Below are 14,380 nucleotides of genomic sequence, written 5' to 3' on the forward strand. Positions count from 1 at the left end.
TTTCTAATGTATATAATTAAGGTTACTGTAAGTGCCGGTGTAGTAATTTATCTGGCAATGTTGATGAAAACAATAGTTGTACGGTAAGATAAGAGATAGAGGTTCACGATGTTCAGGTCCGCACGCGATTTCGGCGATGCTATCAAGGAGAAACGCAAATCTCTTGGCTGGACGCAAACCGGGCTTGCTGCCCGTTCCGGAACGGGTGAACGACTTCATCGTCGAGCTTGAATCGGGCAAGCCGAGTTGCCAGCTCGAAAATGCCCTGATCGTCGCGCGCACCGTCGGCATTGAGATCGGCGATCTCAAGACGGTCCAGGCTGTGCCAGCCGCGCCGGACGATGACCTTGGCTTTTTGCCGATGTTTGGTGCTGATCGATGACAACCATCTACTACGAGACCTTGCCTGTCGCCCATCTGACTTTTGATGGCGAATGGACGTTGGACTATGATCCGGGCTGGGAAGCGCGCCGCACGGCCTTTCCGGTGTCGCTCACCATGCCGCTGCGCTCCGGGCCCGTGGGTACTGCCAAGCTGCTGCCCTGGCTTGCCAATCTGCTTCCAGAAACACATCTTGCCTAGATCGGACAACGCCTCAAGGTTTCTCCACAGGACATTGTCGGTGCTTGGTCATATCGGACGTGACACGGCGGGAGCGCTGTCGATCGGCGAACCGCGTAAAGCGGGTGTCAACCTCCAGCCCGTGCCGGATGAGCAGGCGCTGGAGCGTATTCTCGGTGAACTTCCTGCCAAACTTTTCTGGTCGGAGAGCGCGGTGTTTCCATGTCGCTTGCGGGCGTCCAGGAGAAACTGCCGGTGTTTGTCGACGGGCACGGCCATATTTCAGTTCCGGTTGATGGGACGCCATCAACGCATATTCTCAAGCCTAATACGAAACGCCTTGCGGGGAGCGTGGAGAACGAAGCCTTTTGCCTGTCGCTTGCGCGTGCCTGCGGTCTGGAGGCTGCCGAGGCGACGATCGGAGTAGCTGGCAAGCGACGTTATCTTCTCGTGAAACGCTATGATCGCTTTACCGACCCTCAAGGGGAGATCCGCAGGTTGCGCATCAGGAGGATATTTGCCAGTTAACGGGACATTTCCCGTCGCAGAAATACGAGCGATCCTCGACCGGCCGCGGCGTGACCATGAAGATGATGTTTGACGCCGTCAGCGATCTTGTTTCTCCTGGCGAGCGGTTGAAACTTCTCGACGCGGTGATCTTGAATGTTCTGATCTGCAATTCGGATTCGCATGCGAAAAATTACTCGATCCTGATCGGTGCCGGTGGGTCCGCGAAGATGGCTCCTCTCTATGACCTTATGTGCGCAGCCGCTTATCGGCAGGTCGATCAAAGTCTGCCTCAGGGGATTTCTGGCCGGTTCCATGCGCCTGACCTGCGACGTGCCGATTGGCAGGCACTGGCTGATGACGTTGGACTGAGCGGTGCATCAACGTTGAAACGGGTGGAGGAGCTCGCACAACTGGTCAGCGTCGGATGCGATGCGGTGGCACAGGAGGTTTCTGGTTCGGCCAGCGATCCGACGAGGGTGTTCGAGCGGCTTACGCACAGCGTTCGAAAGCGGTGTCGAAGAATTCAGGATCGATTAGGTGGTCGATGAGCTGGAGCCCGACCCGAGCCCATTCGCTCGTTTTCTGAGTGCATAGCTATATGGTCCGTCTACCGAAAAGTTCCTCTCTGGTCACGCATGAAAACGCCCGCCCTTCTTGGTCCTTCGCGTTGGCGCGTACGGACGACTTCTTTCAAGACGGTTTCGGAACCGCATGAACGACCGATTTGGAGGCGCGACGCCGCTGCTTCTCGTCCGGCCATCGCGGTAGTCGAGCGCGTTGGGCCCACGCGTCGAAGCAGGCATGGCCGTTGTGCAGAAAGCAGGCTTTGGTGATAAATCCTAACTCGACAAGATTGGGTAGGCGAATGCCTCGGACATCCGGCGACGCAGTCCTGTTCTACGGCCACTAGAGTGTCAGTTGCTCCAACCAGTCTGAAACCGGTCAAATCGGACTTCACTAATGGGATGTCCCGACGGGTCGAGTCTAATCGAGCGAAGCACGAGGTTCAGGTTGGGAGAGTAACCCTCAACGACATCACGACTCTCGCGCTTCCATGTTTGCGATTTGCTCCAACGCCTGTCGCGGGGAGGTTTGTCTTTTCGTCGACCGCTGGCCGATCACGTCGGCTCGCTCCCTCAGCCCGCGCCGTTCGGAAAAAGTACCGGTAGTCCAGCGTGGGATCCTTGAGCCTGGAGCGGCCGAGGCTGCCGTGATGACCGGAATTCGGGTTCTTTGCTTTCTCAAAGTTTGTTCCAGACGCTACTTGCCTAATCACCTGTCCGCCCGTTGACTTGTTCTCTTGTTCTCTTGTTCTCTTGTTCTCTTGTTCTCTTGTTCTCTTGTTCTCTTGTTCTCTTGTTCTCTTGTTCTCTTGTTCTCTTGTTCTCTTGTTCTCTTGTTCTCTTGTTCTCTTGTTCTCCTGTTCTCCTGTTCTCCTGTTCTCCTGTTTACCTATTCACATGTTCTCCATTCCACCTAATCGCCTGTTCTCCCACTCTTTTATTTTGCGCGGTTACAGGTCGAGCAATGCTTTGGGAGCAGCGGTTATCGGGGCGGAAAGAGAGACCGTTCCACACGCTGCGGATGTATGCATGATGGCTCATCTTCATATGCTGAGAGGAGTCAGCACGGTCCCCCATTGATGTCGGGTTCGTACATAAGTTGGCGCCCGGTCCGGGCGGTATACCAATAGCCTATCCTGCCATATTAAACGGCGAACGCCATTCTGGTCGAAATGCGTGCGCATCAATGGTACGTTATGCCGCTACACGTCTGCAATCCTGGATGGGTCACTACATTCCAAAGTTGAACTGCAGGTGCGGGTAGTGTTCAGAGAAGGCAAACATCAGGGCAAGGCAATCTGGTAATTGTTTTCTGGATGGTAACAAAGTCGAAGGTCGACGGGGTGTCGGATTTTGTTCCGCCGTTTGATCTCCGTGAAAGGCTCGTCATAGCGCGCGGGTTGTGAGCTTATGTCAGTTCGATAAAACAGTCCCGGTAGTCTGACTTGGGAAGAGGCGGAACTTCAACCTTTCACTATTTGCTGAGCCTTACCCCGGGTACACCATACGGTATGGGATCTTCGCCGAGGAAAACGATCCCTCGCTCTTCGTAGTCGCGTTTGATCGCTTCGATGGTGACAGGTTGCGCACCTCGAGCGTCCGCTTCGTCTTGCTCTACACGACTGACGGTATTCGGTGTGACTTTAGCCAGCATAGCGACCTCCCGTACCCCTGGTTCTAAAATCGCTGTCGCCGCCCGTGCCTGAAAAGCGTTCATGCATCCACCGTGTTACGCCAGCGGATGTCCGGCACCGATGCAGATGGCCCTGACGGAATGACAAAGGACGGTCACCGACAAAGGGCGGGCGACCATTCCGGCCGCCGCACGGGAACTTCGCAGGATTGTGCGGGAGGGGTCTGCCGGTTTTGTTCGCGGTCTGGCGCGACGGTTCAGGCTGGCGAGGGCGTGCAGCAAACGGCAGCGTTCTGGCAGACTGCGCAGCCATGCTGGTGACGGCTTTGACACGGGGATCATGGCGATGACGCGTCGCTGACGAAGCAGGGCAAGTCTGGGAGCAAGGGGATATTCAACCGGCAGATTTGACGAGGCTGATTTCGGTTTTGCTGTCGAGAATGATATGCAGGTCGCGGATCACGGCGGCTGCCTGCAGCAGTGCGTTCCGGATTTCTTCATCGCCGCGCCATCCGCGTTCGATGGAGAGGGCAACGGTGTGGAGGTCAACGAGACTGTCACGGCCGGGGCCGGATGGCATACCGATTGTTTCTCGCATGTCGCGAATTGTCGTGACGGCCCGTTCGAGCACGCGCCGCTTCTGCCAGCTGTCGAGGTGATCGAGCCTGTTGGCGTCGCGGACTAGTTCGGCAATGAAACTGTCCGTCGCGGTCATTGTGTGAGGTTGCCGGGTCGGCTGACGGGCGTCAACGGAAGACCCTGAAGGTGAGCTTTTGGCCCCAAAGTTGGCACCAGGATGTGACGCCGATGCATCACGACGCGTGGACCCGGCATGCTCGGGAAAGCTCCTCGGACCCGGATCTGGATGCCCAGAAAGTTGGCGGACAGGCTATATTAGTCGTAGACAGGCTCTAACCCAACTGAGGACGTTCAGTTACCGAGATCCCGGGTCGAGCTCGACAAGCTGCGTCACTCATACCGCACCTCTCATGGCGGCATCGCTTGCCAGTTCTATTTTTCCATTTTCCTCGCCATCCCAGAACTCGATCGTGCGAGCCGACACCTTAATCAGGACTATACGTGGTGTGTCGGCGCCCTGCGGAAACCACCTGTCCAGTCCACTAGTCCAATGGGCGTCGAACTCGGGCCTTTCTCTGATCAGGCTCGCCTGACCGTTGACAGAAACAAATATTCCAGGTTTGCCAAGAATACCGGGCGGAGCAGTGAACGTCAGTGTAACCGATGAGTCTTTGACTATATCCTGGACTTTCTTCGTGTCTTCATAGGAGAAGAACCATGAGTCACCATCATATTCCACATCGCCGTTGTTGCTCATTGGTCGACTATTGATCTGCCCGGCGGGATCGTGTGTGTTTAACATGCAGAAGTCGATCTTGCTGAGTTTTCTGGAGAGCTCGCTTATTTTCATTGGTCAATCCTTTTCTTACATCACGAATTCAACCATTTTTGAGGTCTGAGGTTCCGCCGATCGCAGCGCGTGACCGTGATACGTGAGAAATACGGGCTGTTCGCGAGCCACTGCTCGCCTTCGGGAAGCCAAGGCTTGCATATCTCGACCGTAAGCGGCAAGCTGACCCCATCTGGCGTCAGTGGCGCTAGCACAGCTATTGCGTAATGACTATCCGCCAGCTGTGAGCTTCTATCTGCGCCTATCTCTGGAACTAGAAACTTTCATATGATCGAGGCCGTTCCGAAACGTTTCGAGGGCGCGCCGCGGCAGTTTCGGCGGCGTTGGTCCGATGATTTCAAGGAGCGAGCGGTGGCTGAGGCGATGGAGCCTGGAGCGAGTGTCTCGGCAATGGCGCGTCGCATCGGCATATCACTGAAAAATCGGCCCGCGGCGGAAAGACATATTCTTCCCTCGTGCGCAGCGGCACAGTCGAACCTAAGAGGCAGGTCAGGGCTTCATTCGACTATTGGGCAGATCTGAATTTCGAGTGCGCCTGAACAGCTGGCTGCGCAAGTTCGAGTTTAAGACCCCGGTAATCCCTGGCATGTGCGCTCGGTTCAACGGTTGACGCGGTTCGCGGTGTCAGCGCATACGCTGCGCGCCGCAGCATTCTCTTTGGCGAAGATGCCCGGGACACATCGAGGTCGGTGACGGTGACGGGAATACCCCCATGCTGCGTGTGAAAGAGTCATTGGCCGCAGACGGAGACCCAATCCAGCGGGGTTCTGACCTGCGTGCCCTGGACGATTGAAGTGCGACGACGGCGGACTGGTGGGGAAATGATAGCGAGAACTGAACGTGAAGACCGCGAAATTCTCGCCTAACTCGCTTACTTACCGGCGCGGCATGATGAGCTCGATGCCGAAGGTGAGCGGATACTGCGAACGTAGTGCTCCGCATTTCGGGTCCTATATCGGCGTAGCCTTAAAACACAACGTGAGCGTGGACTCCTCAAAGAACGATTACCGCTGCCGTGACAAGCGGCTGAGGTATTACGAATTTCCTGAGTTATTGAATATGAAGTCTTGATAGAACGGGGCAAGGCGGCGCCAGCCTCGTTTCCGCGCCGTCATCTTCGCTCCTGTCATCGGATGCAGTGGCGAGCCGGACTAGATGTCCGCCGTCGCGCAGCATGAGCGTCAGCCTGCGTATATTGGCCCATTTCAGTGGGTCATTCACGGCGGATTTTCAATTAATTGACCCATTATAATGGGTGTTTTAGACCATTCTTGCCGCCCGCGGAGATTTCACAGCGATTTCAGCGTGACAAGCGCTGCTCATCATCAATCAGGATCAACTGATGTGGGACGGTGTCTCCCCATGTCCAAAGGACGACGTTGAGGTCGATATCAGTCGCCCCCGGAGCAAAGCTCCTGACGATCAAACCGCAAAAGCCCTCGTTTTTCAGAGACCGGGCGAGACGTTGTGTGGGGGCTTCACCGAACACATTCATGTCGTCTCGCCAAGTCGGGGTGCTGAGAGTTTGAGCGTCAATACCATGATCATGAAGCAGGGCGCCATCGCGAGTATCAAACAGCGGTGTGATGGCCGCATCGTAGGAGACGAGAGTTGTGGGCTGTAAGCTGCCTGCCTGATTTGCTTCCTTCAATGCCGTGATGACTGTCACTGACGTGTAGAGTGCAGGCATGCCTTTTGGATTGAATCTGCCGCCATAAAGCTCGGCACCTCGTCCGGAGAGCGGCTCACGAGCGTAAACCGGATTAAGGGCTCGGTAGAGCTTGCCCTGGTAGTTCATCAGGGGTTAGGCATGTACGCCAGCGTCGATCGCGTCGATGTATTCGAGTACTTCGTGAGCGCGCCCGTCTCGAACAAGCTGCATTGCTGTGTGGCCAGAAAAGCCTGAGAGAGGCTCTGAACGATACCAGGCATATGCCATGAGCGCAGAACCGAAACGGGCCTCAACCTTGTTGATGACTTCGATCATTTCGCGCAGTCGCCGTTGGGTTTTGTCCGACTTGATGCGTTCTTTGCGCTGTACCGCATCTTTGCCCAACCCGGCACTGCGCGCGATATCGTCGCTTGTTGTATGGAGAACGTCGGCGATTTTTCCCGGCGCGAACAGCCCGTTGTCAGCATATTGTGCGAGAGCCATGCTCGCCTCCTCAAATTTGCCAAAGATACTGACGCAATATAACGTCAAAATTACAGGCATTCAAGATGTCCCTTATCTCTGCAAGCCGCTATGTCTCCACACTGGATGCTGTCGCCGTTCTGGACCAGTCGTGCAGGGCCGTATTCTTGCCGTTGTGACGCGGAATGTTCGGGATTTCGATGGCGCCGGCGCGATCGTTGTCGATCCGTGGCAAGGGTGATTGTTCAGACGTCGATTGCCGAAATGCCGGCAATCGGTTTCCGGTAGTGATTGGCGCAGTCCGGTTACCGTTACCTATGCGGCGCCGAATGTTTTGTTGTTGCAGTTGCTGTTGTTTGAGCGTCCGCGCACTCGGAACGGATCTTTCTTTGGTGCTGGCTGGCCGTATTGAAACGAAAGACGCGACCTGTAAACCGATGGGTGGAAAACAACCCCGATGCTTGAGGCGGAGGCGGAATTTGAACGCCTGTTTCCAGGTCGGCCACCACAGAATATGATCATGTCCCAGGGCGTGGTGTAGCTTAGACGACCACGGCTTATCCCAAAGGGCCGGATGAGTGTCAGCTTGCTGCTGGCAGGCTGATGAGTGGATCATCGCTCATCGTGGCGATGGTTTCCAGTGTCATGTAGCGAGATCGTTGAACGGCCCACTCATCATTCTGCTCGAGCAGCAATGCTCCGACCAACCTGATGATGGCATCGTCGTTGGGGAAAATGCCGACGACTTCAGTGCGTCGCTTGATCTCGCCGTTAAGGCGTTCGATTGGATTTGTGCTGTGAAGCTTTGCCCAGTGCTGCTTGGGAAAGGTCATGTATGCGAGCACATCCTGTTCGGCACTATCCATCAGCGTGGCGAGTTTCGGCACCTTCGGCCTGATCTGGTCTGCTACATTGCGCCATTGGCTGCTTGCCGCGTCCGGCGTGTCCTGAGCGAAAACCGTGGCGATGAAGGCGGAGACGACCCGCCGTCCGCTCTTACCCGCATGAGCCAGCGCATTGCGCATGAAGTGGACTCTGCAGCGCTGCCAAGTGGCAGAGCACCTTCGATACTGCGGCTTTGATGCCCTCATGCGCATCGGAAACGGCGAGCTTGACGCCACGCAGACCCCGCCTGGTCAGCTTTCGAAGAAACTCGGTCCAGATCGCCTCGGCCTCGGAAGTACCAATCTCCATGCCAAGCACCTCGCGCCGACCATCAGTGTTGACGCCCACGGCGATGATGACCGCGACAGAGACGATACGACCGCCACGACGAACCTTCAGGTAGGTGGTATCGATCCAGAGGTATGGCCACTCGCCCTCGATGGGACGGTCGAGGAAGACCTTCACCTTCTCGTCGATCTCTTCGCACAGGCGGGACACCTGGCTCTTGGAGATGCCCGACATACCCATCGCCTTGACGAGGTCGTCGACGGATCGGGTCGAAACGCCCCGGATGTAAGCCTCCTGGATGACCGCCGTCAGCGCCTTCTCGGCCATCCGGCGTGGTTCAAGAAAGCTCGGGAAGTAGCTGCCTGTGCGAAGCTTGGGAATGCGCAGCTCGACTGTGCCAGCCCGTGTTTCCCAATCTTGGTCGCGATAGCCGTTGCGCTGGGCAAGTCGGAAGCCGTTCTTCTCGCCATAGCCCGCGCCGGTCTTCGTTCCGACCTCCAGCGCCATCAGCTTCTCGGCAGCAAAGCCGATCATCTCGCGCAGCAAATCGGCATCAGCACTCTTCTCAACAAGCGAGCGCAGGTTCATCATGTCGTCGGTCATCGGTGGTGTCCCTCAGGTTGGCTCTAAGCAACCCGACCCTAGCGGAAAACGCCGGTGACCACCCTGTCAGCTACACCACGCGGCGGGACACGATCCAAAATATCGATGATGTCATCGATCGTCCCCTCAAGCAGCGGGTGCGCCGGAGATAACAGGTCAATCCAGCATTGAGTGTTTAATCTGAAGCTGAGTGTAACCGGAGGAGACCTGGTATGCTTGCTTGGGGTAGGGAACAGAGGGCTTGCAGCACGGTGCAAGGCAAAGACAGGTTAGTTTGACATTTTGGTTATTAAGTCAGTTTGATTGAGTTTATGATGTTTTTCGTAAACTTGAATCAGGTTTGAATATGCATTATTATACTCAGTATGGCTGAGCAACGCACGTCACTTTTAAACCGACTTGAACGAGATCTTCCCGAGGGACTGGTCGTAGATGCCGCATGGCTTGAGGAGCGCGGCATAGCCAGCAATCTGCGCGCTTATTATGTCAAGAACGATTGGTTGGAACAGCCAGTGCGCAGCGTCTATAGAAAACCGCGCGGCGAACTGAACTGGCAGCAGGTGGTCATATCGCTCCAGACTCTGCTTTCGAGAATGCCGCTTTACGTTGGCGGCCGCACTGCGCTGGAGCTACAGGGCTATGCGCATTACCTCTCTTATGAGATGAAGACCGTCCACCTTTACGGTGTTGAAAAGCCACCTGCCTGGCTGGGCAAGCTGAACCTTCCCCAGCGCTTTGTTTATCACAACAGCGCGACCTTGTTCCCCAACGATCCGACCAGCCAAGGGCCAGGCGGCCTTGCATGTCATACCGTCGATGGACAAGGAAGTGGCCTGACCACTGTTGCGTGGGGGCATTGGGACTGGCCGCTGATGCTTTCACGGCCCGAACGGGCCTATCTCGAAATGCTCGACGAACTGCCGCGCCACGAGAGTTTTCATCAGGCCGACATGATCATGCAAAATGCTGCAAATTTCAGTCCAAGGCGGCTGCAAAAGCTGCTGAAGGATTGCACCAGCGTGAAGGTCAAGCGGCTTTTCTTCTTCTTTGCGGATCGCCACAGCCATGCCTGGCTCAAGCGTCTGGATAAGACGGCAATCGATATGGGCAAGGGTAAACGTATGCTTGTCCCTGGCGGCAAGCTTGATCCGGCCTATCTCATCACCGTACCAGAGGACCTCGATGCCGTTTCGTGACCAGTACCAAGCCCAGGTCCGGCTGCTGATGCGCCTCATTCCCATCGTTGCCCGTGAGACATGCTTTGCTCTAAAGGGCGGTACGGCGATCAATCTGTTTGTGCGAGACCTGCCGCGTCTCTCCGTTGATATCGACCTGATGTATTTGCCCATGCACGAAAGGTCTGAGGCGCTGGTGGAAATCGACGCTGCCATGAAACGCATCAAGACTTCCGCATTGGCAGATCTGCGCGGCGCACGCGTCACCGAAAATGTGCATGATGGCGCTGTCTTGCGGCTTCTTGTGATGGCAGAGGGAACGCAGGTGAAGATCGAAGTCTCACCCGTCCTGCGGGGTGTCGTTCACGAACCGTTCATCGCCCCCGTCACCGAAGCCGTTGAAGAGGTGTTCGGCTTTGCGGAAACCAATGTCGTTTCATTCGAAGACCTTTTTGCGGGCAAGCTTGTTGCCGCGCTGGACCGCCAACATCCGCGCGACCTTTTCGATGTGCGGGGTTTGCTTACCCATGAGGGCCTGAGCGATGAACTTCGCGAAGCGTTCATTATTTATCTGCTTAGCCACAATCGCCCGATGGGTGAAGTGCTGTCGGGCCGCGTCAAAGACCTTGCGAATGAATACCGCAACGGCTTTGAGGGCATGACCGAGGAGGTCATTGCCATAGAAGAACTTATCAAGACGCAGCATGAAATGATAAAGACACTGATCGGAGGAATGCCTGATCATCACCGTGCATTTTTGATCGGCTTTGAGCTCGGTGAACCGGACTGGTCACTATTGAGGATCAGCCATGTCGCGGAACTTCCGGCGATCCGCTGGCGGCAGCGCAATCTGGATAAACTCAATCCCGACCAACGATCCGACCTGGTTGAATTGCTGCGGGCCTCCCTTGAAAGGCGCACAAAGTGATAGGTGCTTTGCGGTATGGTCCCTGATCAGGGCTGCCGCTCTGAGGTCGAAATTCGCGTGGATCACGTCGTAGGGTACGTGAACCTTTCCGTCTTCGGTTTGTTCGAAGATACCCCAGTCGGACAACGCGGACACGTCCTCGTGCACACGCTTGACGTCACGTTCGACGGATCGGGCAAGTCCGCGTATGCTGGATGGGCCGATCTTCTGGAGATGTTCAATCAACTCCCACCTTTTGGGTGTGATGACAGAAAAAAGCTGTGCGGGCGACGAGAAGGTGAAGACTGCCACGGGGTCTGAGGGATTACCTGAGCGCATGGCGCTGGTTGCCCTGTCGAAAGCCTCATCGAGTGAAGCTTCGCTGTCTGCTCTGATTTGAATCAAGGCTTCTCTCATGGTTTCTGCCTCCTCGTGATTATCTCCTTCCGAAAATCGGACAGGAGGGCATGGGTCGTTGTGAACATGTAGGGATGCTCTTCGCCGTCAAGATGACGATGATCGCCTTTGCCGCGTTTGTTGTCGAACCCGACGAAACGCCTGCCGTCCTTGCCATAAAACAGTCGATACTTGAACAGGTGGGGGCTAACGGGTTCGGGCACCTTCCACACAACGATCTCGACATTTGCGCCGTCTGGCAAAACAGTTTTCGAACGTTCGACAGGGATCGTGGCAATCATGTTTGTAGGGTATTTGCGCTTGGAATATTTTACTAATATACATCCAGCAAATACATATATTATTATTTTTATACTTTGATAGAGGAATATATTACCACATATAGACTTGAGTGAACGATTGATCACGGCGCGCCATTGACTTTAGGCATGGAAGGTCACTCTTAAACATATAAATCCGCTTTCAGTCAAAAATATACAATCCGCCAGCGCATATTTTATATGTTTTATGTTGGTTATTATATAAATATATGTTTATGGAGGTCGCCCAGATCGCAACTGGCCTGCCCTCTTGCTATCGGCCATCGACTCAAAGCTCCCCTTCTGGTCGCGTAAATATTGCTTCTTGAGATTCCGATTTAGAAGCTTTGCCCTGGCATAGAGAGATCGTGCCAGCCTCCTCCTCATCAGGGCAGTATCTGCGCGAGTTGCAAGGACGTACATTTCATAGAGAACCATTTGAACACACCTTTCCTATCACGCGACGCAGCTGCGACCGTGTTGTGAACTTCATCTCTTTTCCCCATCAGCCTTTCAGCTCGATGGGCATTGCAACGGGGCACTGAAAATTGCCGCCTGTGGAAAATAAAGACACTTATCAGTGCCCCGCTTCAGCGGTTTATGCCTGCCAGAGCTTATCCTTCAGCCAATGCGTTTCGGAGAAATAGAAAGGCCCACCACAAACCAGATTCCATCTCTCCTCCGGTCACTGCCAGACGGTAATCTCTGTCAGCACCCGAAATATGAGAGTGACGCCTTTCTCTCACAACCGGCGCTGGCTCCGTTTCAAAACCGGAACGTCTTCCGGCTCTTCACACAACAAGGGCAGTATAAGTGAGGCACACGGGGCGGGGATGAACGGGAACAAAAAATCGTTGGTGTGAGGTATTTTCCCGTTCCGAATGTGCGTTATCCCTCTACGCGGCTACTCGCTCGGACTCCCGCTTTATGAGGGGGCGGCCAGAATTATGGTCGGGACTTCCTCGTTAAAGCACGAGGCGCGTCGTTCTAGGTCGGACAATAATTGAGACAATACGTTCTGGTCCTCATCCGTTCGCAGAATATAACTTGCAAGATGACTGGGTTCGCACCTGTTCGAGTATCGAGTGTTTTATGGCAAGGGCTATAGGCGTATTGTCGGTTTCGACACGAACGGCCCTCGCTGAGGCCTTTGACAGGGCAACCAGCGCCATGCGCTCAGGTGATCCCTCAGAGCCCGTGGCAGTCTTCACCTTCTCTTCGCCTGCACAGTTTTTCCATCATCACCCACAAACGTGATCATCACAGCTGCCTCCCCCACGGGTCACCCGCTATATGACAAGACTTTCCTTTTAACAGGCGTCTGTCTGGCACTCATTATATAAACCTGCCGCTAACGATCGCCTTCGCGCTTCAAAAATTATCAGCCTGGCCGAAATTTTCGTCAGTGAACAATGCTTCGCTCACGGTCGAGATATGGAAGCCTTGGCTTCCCGAAGGCGAGCAGTCCCTCGCGAACAGCCCGTATTTCTCACGTATCACGGTCATGCGCTGCGACCGGCGGAACCTCAGACCTCAAAAATGGTTGAATTCGTGATGTAAGAAAAGGATTGACCAATGAAGATAAGCGAGCTCTCCAGAAAACTCAGCAAGATCGACTTCTGCATGTTCAACACACACGATCCCGCCGGGCAGATCAATAGTCGACCAATGAGCAACAACGGCGATGTGGAATATGATGGTGACTCATGGTTCTTCTCCTATGAAGACACGAAGAAAGTCCAGGAGATAGTCAAAGACTCATCGGTTACACTGACTTTCACTGCTCCACCCGGTATTCTTGGCAAACCGGGAATATTTGTTTCTGTCAACGGTCAGGCGAGCCTGATCAGAGACAGGCCCGAGTTCGACGCCCATTGGACTAGTGGACTGGACAGGTGGTTTCCGCAGGGCGCCGACACACCACGTATAGTTCTGATCAAGGTGTCGGCACGCACGATCGAGTTCTGGGATGGCGAGGAGAATGGAAAAATCGAACTGGCAAGCGATGCCGCCATGAAAGGTGCGGTATGAGTGACGCAGCTTGTCGAGCTCGACCCGGGATCTCGGCAACTGAACGTCCTCAGTTGGGTTGGAGCCTGTCTACGACTAATCTAACCTGTCTCCCAACTTTCTGGGCAGATCCGGAATCGAGGAGCTTTCCAGAGCATGCCGGGTCCACGCGCCGTGATGCATCGGCGTCACATCCTGGGGCCAGTAATGCAAATGAATGACGCTTTGGAGCTGGAATTTCACGCCGTCATTCCCCGTTCACTATCTTAATGACTCGGAAGAATTTTCCTACGGTCTCCGCTATTTGACCGAAGAACTTGCCTCGGAAGCGGGCCACGCAGACCCCACCGAAAAAGTCGTCCTTCTTCGGGCTATCGAGCTTGTGGAAATATACCGACAAGGATTTGTCTATACGGTTTCATTTGCCGAAGACGATGACCTGCTCAGCCAATGGCGAGGCTATAGCGGCGGCGGCGGGATATGCCTTGGTTTTGTGGTCAGCGACTTGCAGAAAATCGCTGCAAGGGCAGAATTTCGGCTCATACGCTGCATCTACGAACAATCGCAAAAAGCTCTACTCGCTAAAGAGTTCGTTGCCAATTGGCTGGCGGCCATCCGAGTAAAAGTGGTGTTGTCAGATCATGACGTCGATCAATCGGCCCACGAACTGGTCACGCGTTACCAGCAACTCGCCTGCGCCTTCAAGGACCCGTCGTTTCGTGAAGAGAACGAGTGGCGCCTTGTCTCAAAATTCGTCCCGCTGGATCATCCTTCTGTAAAAGTGCGATGCACGGCGACGATGCTCGTCCCCTACTTTGAAGTCTCGCTTGACCTCGACCCCAAAGGCGAGCGTGGTAGCAATATCGGAATCGACAGCAGTCGTAGGGCCGAGCTCACAAAGAGAACGCAACCTTCAAGCTGCCGCTATAGCCGTAAGAGCTTTTAGCGAGATCAGTTTAAGCCTGT

13 protein-coding genes and 3 pseudogenes are annotated in these 14,380 nt (G+C 54.8%); 9 read left to right on the forward strand and 7 right to left on the reverse strand.

Annotation, left to right across the window (positions count from 1 at the left end):
- Positions 1 to 108: 108 nt before the first annotated feature.
- The 4 genes and pseudogenes from ACZ47E_RS18895 (at position 109) to ACZ47E_RS18910 (ending at position 1,619) form a co-directional block, all read left to right on the forward strand.
- Positions 109 to 382, forward strand: a pseudogene (locus ACZ47E_RS18895) (helix-turn-helix domain-containing protein).
- Positions 379 to 582, forward strand: coding sequence for a HipA N-terminal domain-containing protein (locus tag ACZ47E_RS18900; RefSeq protein ID WP_022563974.1), 204 nt, complete (start codon positions 379 to 381; stop codon positions 580 to 582). The pseudogene ACZ47E_RS18895 and the gene ACZ47E_RS18900 overlap by 4 nt, the downstream one beginning before the upstream one ends.
- A gap of 201 nt (positions 583 to 783) precedes the next feature.
- Positions 784 to 1,089: a HipA domain-containing protein gene (locus ACZ47E_RS18905; protein WP_108081353.1), complete on the forward strand. Its 306-nt coding sequence runs from the start codon at positions 784 to 786 to the stop codon at positions 1,087 to 1,089.
- Entirely contained in the window at positions 1,077 to 1,619 is a 543-nt protein-coding gene (locus tag ACZ47E_RS18910; protein ID WP_108081354.1) for a HipA domain-containing protein, read from the forward strand. Before ACZ47E_RS18905 ends, ACZ47E_RS18910 begins: the two co-directional genes overlap by 13 nt.
- Positions 1,620 to 3,661: 2,042 nt before the next feature.
- Here ACZ47E_RS18910 and ACZ47E_RS18915 read toward each other — a convergent pair.
- Both ACZ47E_RS18915 and ACZ47E_RS18920 read right to left on the reverse strand, forming a co-directional pair.
- Positions 3,662 to 3,982: a hypothetical protein gene (locus ACZ47E_RS18915; RefSeq protein ID WP_045535499.1), complete on the reverse strand. Its 321-nt coding sequence runs from the start codon at positions 3,980 to 3,982 to the stop codon at positions 3,662 to 3,664.
- A 258-nt stretch (positions 3,983 to 4,240) separates the two neighbouring features.
- A complete protein-coding gene (locus ACZ47E_RS18920) occupies positions 4,241 to 4,696 on the reverse strand; it encodes a pyridoxamine 5'-phosphate oxidase family protein (protein ID WP_045535501.1) in 456 nt (151 codons plus the stop codon).
- A 267-nt stretch (positions 4,697 to 4,963) separates the two neighbouring features.
- On the opposite strand from ACZ47E_RS18920, the gene ACZ47E_RS18925 reads away from it, so the two are divergent.
- Positions 4,964 to 5,218, forward strand: coding sequence for a transposase (locus tag ACZ47E_RS18925; protein ID WP_108081356.1), 255 nt, complete (start codon positions 4,964 to 4,966; stop codon positions 5,216 to 5,218).
- Between the two features lie 778 nt (positions 5,219 to 5,996).
- On the opposite strand, the gene ACZ47E_RS18930 is transcribed toward ACZ47E_RS18925, so the two are convergent.
- From ACZ47E_RS18930 to ACZ47E_RS18940, 3 genes and pseudogenes are all read right to left on the reverse strand, one after another.
- A complete protein-coding gene (locus ACZ47E_RS18930) occupies positions 5,997 to 6,494 on the reverse strand; it encodes an RES family NAD+ phosphorylase (protein ID WP_045535503.1) in 498 nt (165 codons plus the stop codon).
- 6 nt (positions 6,495 to 6,500) lie between these two features.
- Positions 6,501 to 6,851, reverse strand: coding sequence for an MbcA/ParS/Xre antitoxin family protein (locus ACZ47E_RS18935; RefSeq protein ID WP_022563984.1), 351 nt, complete (start codon positions 6,849 to 6,851; stop codon positions 6,501 to 6,503).
- 560 nt (positions 6,852 to 7,411) lie between these two features.
- Positions 7,412 to 8,606 (reverse strand): annotated as a pseudogene (locus ACZ47E_RS18940) (IS256 family transposase).
- 365 nt (positions 8,607 to 8,971) lie between these two features.
- On the opposite strand from ACZ47E_RS18940, the gene ACZ47E_RS18945 reads away from it, so the two are divergent.
- Together ACZ47E_RS18945 and ACZ47E_RS18950 are read left to right on the forward strand one after the other, a co-directional pair.
- Complete coding sequence (locus ACZ47E_RS18945; RefSeq protein ID WP_108081358.1) at positions 8,972 to 9,802, forward strand: type IV toxin-antitoxin system AbiEi family antitoxin domain-containing protein; 831 nt, start codon at positions 8,972 to 8,974, stop codon at positions 9,800 to 9,802.
- Positions 9,789 to 10,709, forward strand: coding sequence for a nucleotidyl transferase AbiEii/AbiGii toxin family protein (locus ACZ47E_RS18950; protein ID WP_077985963.1), 921 nt, complete (start codon positions 9,789 to 9,791; stop codon positions 10,707 to 10,709). The genes ACZ47E_RS18945 and ACZ47E_RS18950 overlap by 14 nt, the downstream gene beginning before the upstream one ends.
- 72 nt (positions 10,710 to 10,781) lie before the next feature.
- Here the strand turns inward: ACZ47E_RS18950 and ACZ47E_RS18955 are convergent.
- A pseudogene (locus ACZ47E_RS18955) lies at positions 10,782 to 11,105 on the reverse strand (HVO_A0114 family putative DNA-binding protein); the annotation flags it as partial.
- Positions 11,102 to 11,386, reverse strand: a complete 285-nt coding sequence (locus ACZ47E_RS18960) for a toxin-antitoxin system TumE family protein (RefSeq protein ID WP_022563989.1) — start codon at positions 11,384 to 11,386, stop codon at positions 11,102 to 11,104. The pseudogene ACZ47E_RS18955 and the gene ACZ47E_RS18960, both read right to left, overlap by 4 nt.
- Positions 11,387 to 12,979: 1,593 nt before the next feature.
- Between ACZ47E_RS18960 and ACZ47E_RS18965 the strand changes: the two genes are divergently transcribed.
- Positions 12,980 to 13,435 (forward strand): pyridoxamine 5'-phosphate oxidase family protein, encoded by a 456-nt coding sequence (locus ACZ47E_RS18965; protein WP_107341176.1) that lies wholly within the window; start codon positions 12,980 to 12,982, stop codon positions 13,433 to 13,435.
- A 196-nt stretch (positions 13,436 to 13,631) separates the two neighbouring features.
- On the forward strand, positions 13,632 to 14,360 hold the full coding sequence (locus ACZ47E_RS18970; RefSeq protein ID WP_464017120.1) for a DUF2971 domain-containing protein: 729 nt from the start codon (positions 13,632 to 13,634) through the stop codon (positions 14,358 to 14,360).
- The last annotated feature ends 20 nt before the right edge of the window (positions 14,361 to 14,380 follow it).

This window comes from Agrobacterium sp. 5Ca39 (assembly GCF_055382365.1).

What these genes read in the sequence shown, in the direction of transcription:
- ACZ47E_RS18900 (WP_022563974.1), top strand. Translation starts at nt 379, where the DNA reads ATGACAACCATCTACTACGAGACCTTGCCTGTCGCCCATCTGACTTTT.
- ACZ47E_RS18915 (WP_045535499.1), bottom strand. Translation starts at nt 3,982, where the DNA reads ATGACCGCGACGGACAGTTTCATTGCCGAACTAGTCCGCGACGCCAAC.
- ACZ47E_RS18965 (WP_107341176.1), top strand. Translation starts at nt 12,980, where the DNA reads ATGAAGATAAGCGAGCTCTCCAGAAAACTCAGCAAGATCGACTTCTGC.
- ACZ47E_RS18925 (WP_108081356.1), top strand. Translation starts at nt 4,964, where the DNA reads ATGATCGAGGCCGTTCCGAAACGTTTCGAGGGCGCGCCGCGGCAGTTT.
- ACZ47E_RS18905 (WP_108081353.1), top strand. Translation starts at nt 784, where the DNA reads ATGTCGCTTGCGGGCGTCCAGGAGAAACTGCCGGTGTTTGTCGACGGG.
- ACZ47E_RS18930 (WP_045535503.1), bottom strand. Translation starts at nt 6,494, where the DNA reads ATGAACTACCAGGGCAAGCTCTACCGAGCCCTTAATCCGGTTTACGCT.
- ACZ47E_RS18945 (WP_108081358.1), top strand. Translation starts at nt 8,972, where the DNA reads ATGGCTGAGCAACGCACGTCACTTTTAAACCGACTTGAACGAGATCTT.
- ACZ47E_RS18960 (WP_022563989.1), bottom strand. Translation starts at nt 11,386, where the DNA reads ATGATTGCCACGATCCCTGTCGAACGTTCGAAAACTGTTTTGCCAGAC.
- ACZ47E_RS18950 (WP_077985963.1), top strand. Translation starts at nt 9,789, where the DNA reads ATGCCGTTTCGTGACCAGTACCAAGCCCAGGTCCGGCTGCTGATGCGC.
- ACZ47E_RS18920 (WP_045535501.1), bottom strand. Translation starts at nt 4,696, where the DNA reads ATGAAAATAAGCGAGCTCTCCAGAAAACTCAGCAAGATCGACTTCTGC.
- ACZ47E_RS18970 (WP_464017120.1), top strand. Translation starts at nt 13,632, where the DNA reads ATGACGCTTTGGAGCTGGAATTTCACGCCGTCATTCCCCGTTCACTAT.
- ACZ47E_RS18935 (WP_022563984.1), bottom strand. Translation starts at nt 6,851, where the DNA reads ATGGCTCTCGCACAATATGCTGACAACGGGCTGTTCGCGCCGGGAAAA.